Here is a 5,251-nt window from a genome sequence, read left to right as displayed (position 1 = left end):
CCCGTTCGCGCGACATCCACGCCAAGACCACTCCGCCCCCGCCGCAGCCCCGCTACACTCCCCACCCCCAAGCCGCTGACCAGGGCACATGGAGACTCTCACTGGAGTACTAGCCGGGCGGCAACCGGGCAAGCCGGTGCGAGGAGGACCTCGGCTCTGCGAGGTGTGTAGTTGGACCAGGACCGTGGAGCGGTGGTCCCGGAGAGGGCGGAGCGCGTCGTGGAGCGGGAAGTTCTGCTCCCCATCCCGAGCGCGTGCTGCACGGTGTCCTCGATCGCCTCGGCGACGGCGGCCAGCTCGAGCAGCCGGTACGCGGTCGAGCGGACGATGTCGAGCTCGGCGAGCGCGTACGCCGACCACGATGGGTGCCCGAGGATGGTCCACACCTTTGTCTGGTGGGCGGCGCGGATCCGGCGGGCCAGGACCAGGACGGCGGTCCGGACGTCCTCGATCGCCGTGCGCAGCTGCTCGGTCAGCTCCCGGGCCCGCGCTTCGTCGACCGGGCCAGCCTGGTCCTGGTGCTCGCCGTCCATGCCCGGAGCGTTCCCTGGGCGGGTGGCCGGAACCGCGACCGGGATCGGCGGACCGGCTGCGGGCCGGGCGCGCGGCGGTCGCTTCCTCGCCCTGCGGCGGGGTTACGTAGTCCGTCTGCACGCACCGTCGTCGACCTGAACCCGGTCGGCGACGGCGTTCGTCCCGACAGTGATCATCCTTAGAAGCAGAGGAGGACTCCCTGGATGCGCATACAGATCGGCGGGCCCCAGCCGTCGTCCCCGCCATCCTCCTTCGGGGCGGCGATTTCCTCGGCAGAGTCCTGGAATGACACATAAATCTTCCGCGTGATTTGTACTGGACCGTCGCCCTCCTCTCTCATCTTCTTCGATGCACTTTTAAGTGCGTTCGCGATCACGGCCCTACCGAAGGATTCCGGCGTGTGAATCTGAGTGAGAGCCTCGCTCAGCATCTGCTGTGGATCCGTAGGATTTGCGGGCACTTTGAGCGCCTTTCGCTCGATGGCGTGGAACTTCCCCGATAGAGAGGAAAGCCCTCCTATGAGGGCGCTGGGTCCGCGGGGCGCATGACCGTGCCGTACGCCCGCTACCTTGGATTTCCCGATGGCTGCGGGAACCACACCTGCTGTCACCCGATCAGGGGTTCGCCTACACCTGGGCCCGGCGGGCCAGCATCAGGACGGCGGCCCGGACGTCCTCGATCGTCGTGTGCTGCCAGTGGGCCAGCTGCCCGAACAGGCAGCGCACCAGCTCGTCGACGGCGCCGGCCGGATCGGTGCCGAAGACGCGGGCCTCGGCGGCGGTCTCGGCGAGGACGTCTTCGTCCAGGTCCTCGAAGGCCTCCCGCCACGGCTCGGCGGTCCGCTCGAACTCCTCCAGCACGGTGTGCTCGACGGCGGTCGGCGACCGGCGCAGTGCGGGGCGCCCGGACGGTGTCGGTCAACACCCGGGCGGCGCCGGTCCCGAGCGCCCGGCGCCTGGTCGTGCTCACCCGGCGGAACCGATGGCCGTGGTGGCGGCGCGGCCGGCGGTGGTGGCGGCGTCCAGTTCGTCGGCGAGCAGGGTGAGCTCGCGCGTCAGGTCGCCAAGCACGCAGGACGGCATGGCGGCCGCGAGCGCGCACACCGCGACCAGCGGCATCCGCTCGCCCGGCGCGAGCTCGGGCAGCGTGGCGGTGTGGGTGGCGCCGAGCAGCACGTCCGCGGCGAGCGAGTAGCGCAGCTCCTCGGTCAGCTCGCCATCGCCGCCGGGGACCACTTCCTGGTGGCTGGCCCGTTCGATCGCCTCGGCCGCACGCTCCAGGACCAGGGCGTGGGGCTCGTTTGCCTGGCGGCCGGCGAGAGAGCGCACCCATGCGGCCGCTGCCTCCCCGGTGTCGCGTGCCCGGTGGAGCGCGGCCAGCTGGTTGGGGTCGAGCGCCTGGCCGTCGGGCTCGGCCTGGTCGGGCGAGGAGGGCAGCGGCAGCTGGAACAGTGGAGAGGTCGTCATGCCGGGTGCAACCGCCCGCCGGCCCGGACGGTCACGGCCAGCAGCAGCCAGGGACGTCCGCTGCTCGTCGTCGCCGAGCGGCCGGCGCAGCGTTGCCCGCAGCAGCAAGCCATGCAGCAAGGGTGACCTTGCTACCCCGCTGCTCGGCGCGGGCCACTGGGCAGCAGGGTGCAGCAAGGTCACCCTTGCTGCACCCGTTGGTGCCGCTGCTTCCGTGTAGCAAGGCGATCCTTGCTGCACGCCGGGGCTGCGACTGCGATGGCCCGCGCGGGCGAACGGAGTGCGACTGCGACCGGCCGCCGGCTGCGCAACCGCCGATCGGGCTGTGACGGTGCGACCGGCGTCGCAGCCGCCCGGCCCCGGGCGCGCAAGGACCGGTGAGTTCGCCGCACACCGGGTGCGACGCAAACTCCCCACCGCAGGTCACGACAGGTGCGAACGGGATCGCACCCGCCCCGTCGCAGGCCTCGGGCCGTTTCACCCCGGGCAAAAGGCGGCGCAGTGCCGGACTAGCATCCCGATCATGAGTTTCTCCCCGGGGCAAAAGGCGATGGCCGAGCCGATGCTGTTCGGCGCGCCGACCTGCACGGTCTGCGGCAAAGAGATGGAGCCGAGCAGTACTGGTCGCCCCCGGAAGTAATGTTCGAAGGCGTGCTCCTCCCGGGCCGACCGGGCGCGCGAGCGCGAGCGTCAGGAGAAGGCGCTCACCGCGGCCGCCGAAAACCCCCGGGGCGAAACCCCGCTACCCGCCGACCTGCCCGCAGACGGCACGGCTGTGACTTCGACGGATAGTTTGCGAGTCCGCCAGCCTGCGAGCAGGGGTTCCGACTCGTAGTTCGCGAGCTGTTCCGAGCGTTACTTTGCGAGGTGACGTCCAGCGATGGTGACCTTCGGTGACGGATCGGACTGTTGGGAGGTTGCTAGTACTCCAGCCGGAGCTGTGATCTTCGTGGCTGGAGGGGGCCTTGGTGGTGATGGCTGCGGCTGGCCCGGGCTTGGCGGCGTCGTCGGCAGAGGGGCCAGCGCAGTCGGTGTGTGAACCGCTCCGCCGAAGCGGGACGAGAGGGGTTCGCCTCCTACGACATCGCCGCGCTGCGTGAACTCGACCTACAGGATTCAGAATTCGGCGGGTCCACGTCCGTGGCGGTCCGTACGCTGACCAGCATCGGGCACAACGACGTGCAACGGCTGGCCACGCTCGCTCACCTCTGCGGAAAGGACCTCCATGAGCCCCCGTACCGCCAACGCTGATCCCACCCGCCCGGCCCGGTTCACCCTCGACCCCTCCTTCACCGTCGGCGAGGTCGACCCCCGCCTCTTCGGCTCCTTCGTCGAACACCTCGGCCGCTGCGTCTACACCGGAATCTTCGAGCCGGACCACCCCGCGGCCGACGAGGCGGGCATCCGCACCGACGTACTGGAGCTGATCCGCGAGCTCGGCGTCACCACGATCCGCTACCCCGGCGGCAACTACGTCTCCGGCTACAAGTGGGAGGACTCCGTCGGCCCGGTCGAGGACCGCCCGCACCGCCTCGACCTCGCCTGGCGGTCGACCGAGACCAACCGCTTCGGCCTGTCCGAGTACATCGCCTTCCTGAAGAAGATCGGCCCCCAGGCCGCACCCATGATGGCGATCAACCTCGGCACGCGCGGCGTCGCCGAGGCCCTGGAACTCCAGGAGTACGCCAACCATCCGCAGGGCACCACCCTGTCCGACCTGCGCCGAGCGCACGGCGACAAGGACCCCTTCGGCATCCGGCTGTGGTGCCTGGGCAACGAGATGGACGGCCACTGGCAGACCGGCCACAAGACCGCCGCGGAATACGGTCGCATCGCCGCCGAGACCGCGCGCGCCATGCGCCAGATCGACCCGTCCGTGGAGCTGGTCGCCTGCGGCTCCTCCGCCCAGTGGCTGCCCACCTTCGCCGAGTGGGAGGCGACGGTGCTGCAGGAAACGTACGACCTCGTCGACTACATCTCCCTGCACGCCTACTACGAACCCCACGACGGCGACACCGACTCCTTCCTCGCCTCCGCCGTCGACATGGAGTCCGTCATCGAGAACGTCGTCGCCACCTGCGACCACGTGGGTGCGAGGCTGAAGTCGAAGAAGAAGATCAATCTGTCCTTCGACGAGTGGAACGTCTGCTACGGCTTGGACTTGACCGGGCCGGACGACTCCGGCACGGAGGCCTGGGCGCAGGCGCCCCGTCTGCTGGAGAACAGCTACAGCGTTCTGGACGCCGTCGTCGTCGGTTCGCTGCTGATCGCGCTGCTGCGCCACGCGGACCGGGTGCGCGTCGCCTGCCTGGCCCAGCTCGTCAACGCCATCGCCCCGATCATGACCGAGCCGGGCGGCCCGGCCTGGCGGCAGACGACGCTCTTCCCCTTCGCGCAGGCATCGAAGTACGGCCGCGGGCAGGTCCTCGACGTGCGGGTCGACGCGCCGACGTACGAGACGCAGAAGTACGGCGAGGCCGACCTGCTGCACGCCACCGCCGTGCGCGCCGAGGACGGCTCGGTCACCGTCTTCGCCGTCAACCGCAGCCGCACGCGATCCCTTCCCCTGCACGTCACCCTGAACGGCCTCGGGCTGACGTCGGTCGTCGAGCACAGCGCCCTCGCGGACGCCGACCCCGACGCACGCAACACCCTCACCGATCAGGAACGCGTGACCCCGCACCAGGTCTCCGGGACCACCCTGGGTGACGGCACCCTCAGCGCCGTCCTCGAACCGCTGTCCTGGAACGTGATCCGGCTCGCCTAGCACTCCTGCCGGAGCTGTGATCCTGCTGGTGTGGGGGTGGTGGGGAGACGGCTGCGGCCACCGCTGATCATCGTCAGGTGTGTGGACTGAAGACGAGGCGGTGGCCGCGGGCCACAGCGTTGTGCCTGACCGCTGGCAGCCGATGTTCGAGGGCCTACTGGGCCGGATCGCCGGCCGTTTCACTGGTGCCGCTCACCTGCAACGAGATCCAACGCCTGTTCACTGCCCTACTCGCACAGCCCGTCCCAGACCTAGCACACCGACTGCACTGGTCCCTCTGGCGACGACGTCACCAAGCCCGGGCCTGCCGCAGCCACTACCACCGCCAAGCCACCCTCCAGCCATGAAGATCACAACTCCGGCTGGAGTACTAGTACTCCAGTGAGAGTTCTCCATGTGCCCTGGTCAGCGGCTTGGGGGTGGGGAGTGTAGCGGGGCTGCGGCGGGGGCGGAGTGGTCTTGGCGTGGATGTCGCGCGAACGGG

General features: G+C 69.9%; 4 protein-coding genes and 1 pseudogene. 2 read left to right on the top strand and 3 right to left on the bottom strand.

The window, feature by feature from the left end; all coding sequences use genetic code 11:
• Window positions 1-98 precede the first annotated feature (98 nt).
• The 3 genes from ACZ3TI_RS40530 to ACZ3TI_RS40520 form a co-directional block, all read right to left on the bottom strand.
• The gene (locus tag ACZ3TI_RS40530) at window positions 99-533 is read right to left on the bottom strand and encodes a hypothetical protein (RefSeq protein WP_465735542.1); all 435 of its coding nucleotides are present in this window, start codon (window positions 531-533) and stop codon (window positions 99-101) included.
• 627 nt (window positions 534-1,160) lie between these two features.
• Complete coding sequence (locus tag ACZ3TI_RS40525; RefSeq protein ID WP_465735540.1) at window positions 1,161-1,394, bottom strand: hypothetical protein; 234 nt, start codon at window positions 1,392-1,394, stop codon at window positions 1,161-1,163.
• Between the two features lie 105 nt (window positions 1,395-1,499).
• Window positions 1,500-2,000: a hypothetical protein gene (locus ACZ3TI_RS40520; protein WP_465735538.1), complete on the bottom strand. Its 501-nt coding sequence runs from the start codon at window positions 1,998-2,000 to the stop codon at window positions 1,500-1,502.
• Window positions 2,001-3,225: 1,225 nt separating this feature from the next.
• On the opposite strand from ACZ3TI_RS40520, the gene arfA reads away from it, so the two are divergent.
• Window positions 3,226-4,767, top strand: coding sequence for an arabinosylfuranosidase ArfA (gene arfA / locus ACZ3TI_RS40515; protein WP_465735536.1), 1,542 nt, complete (start codon window positions 3,226-3,228; stop codon window positions 4,765-4,767).
• Window positions 4,768-4,949: 182 nt separating this feature from the next.
• Window positions 4,950-5,114 (top strand): annotated as a pseudogene (locus ACZ3TI_RS40510) (IS701 family transposase); the annotation flags it as partial.
• Window positions 5,115-5,251: the final 137 nt, after the last annotated feature.

Source organism: Kitasatospora sp. NPDC023120 (genome assembly GCF_055560835.1).
The sequence above is the reverse complement of the archived record's forward strand: the minus strand, read 5'-3'. Positions and strand labels throughout refer to the sequence as shown.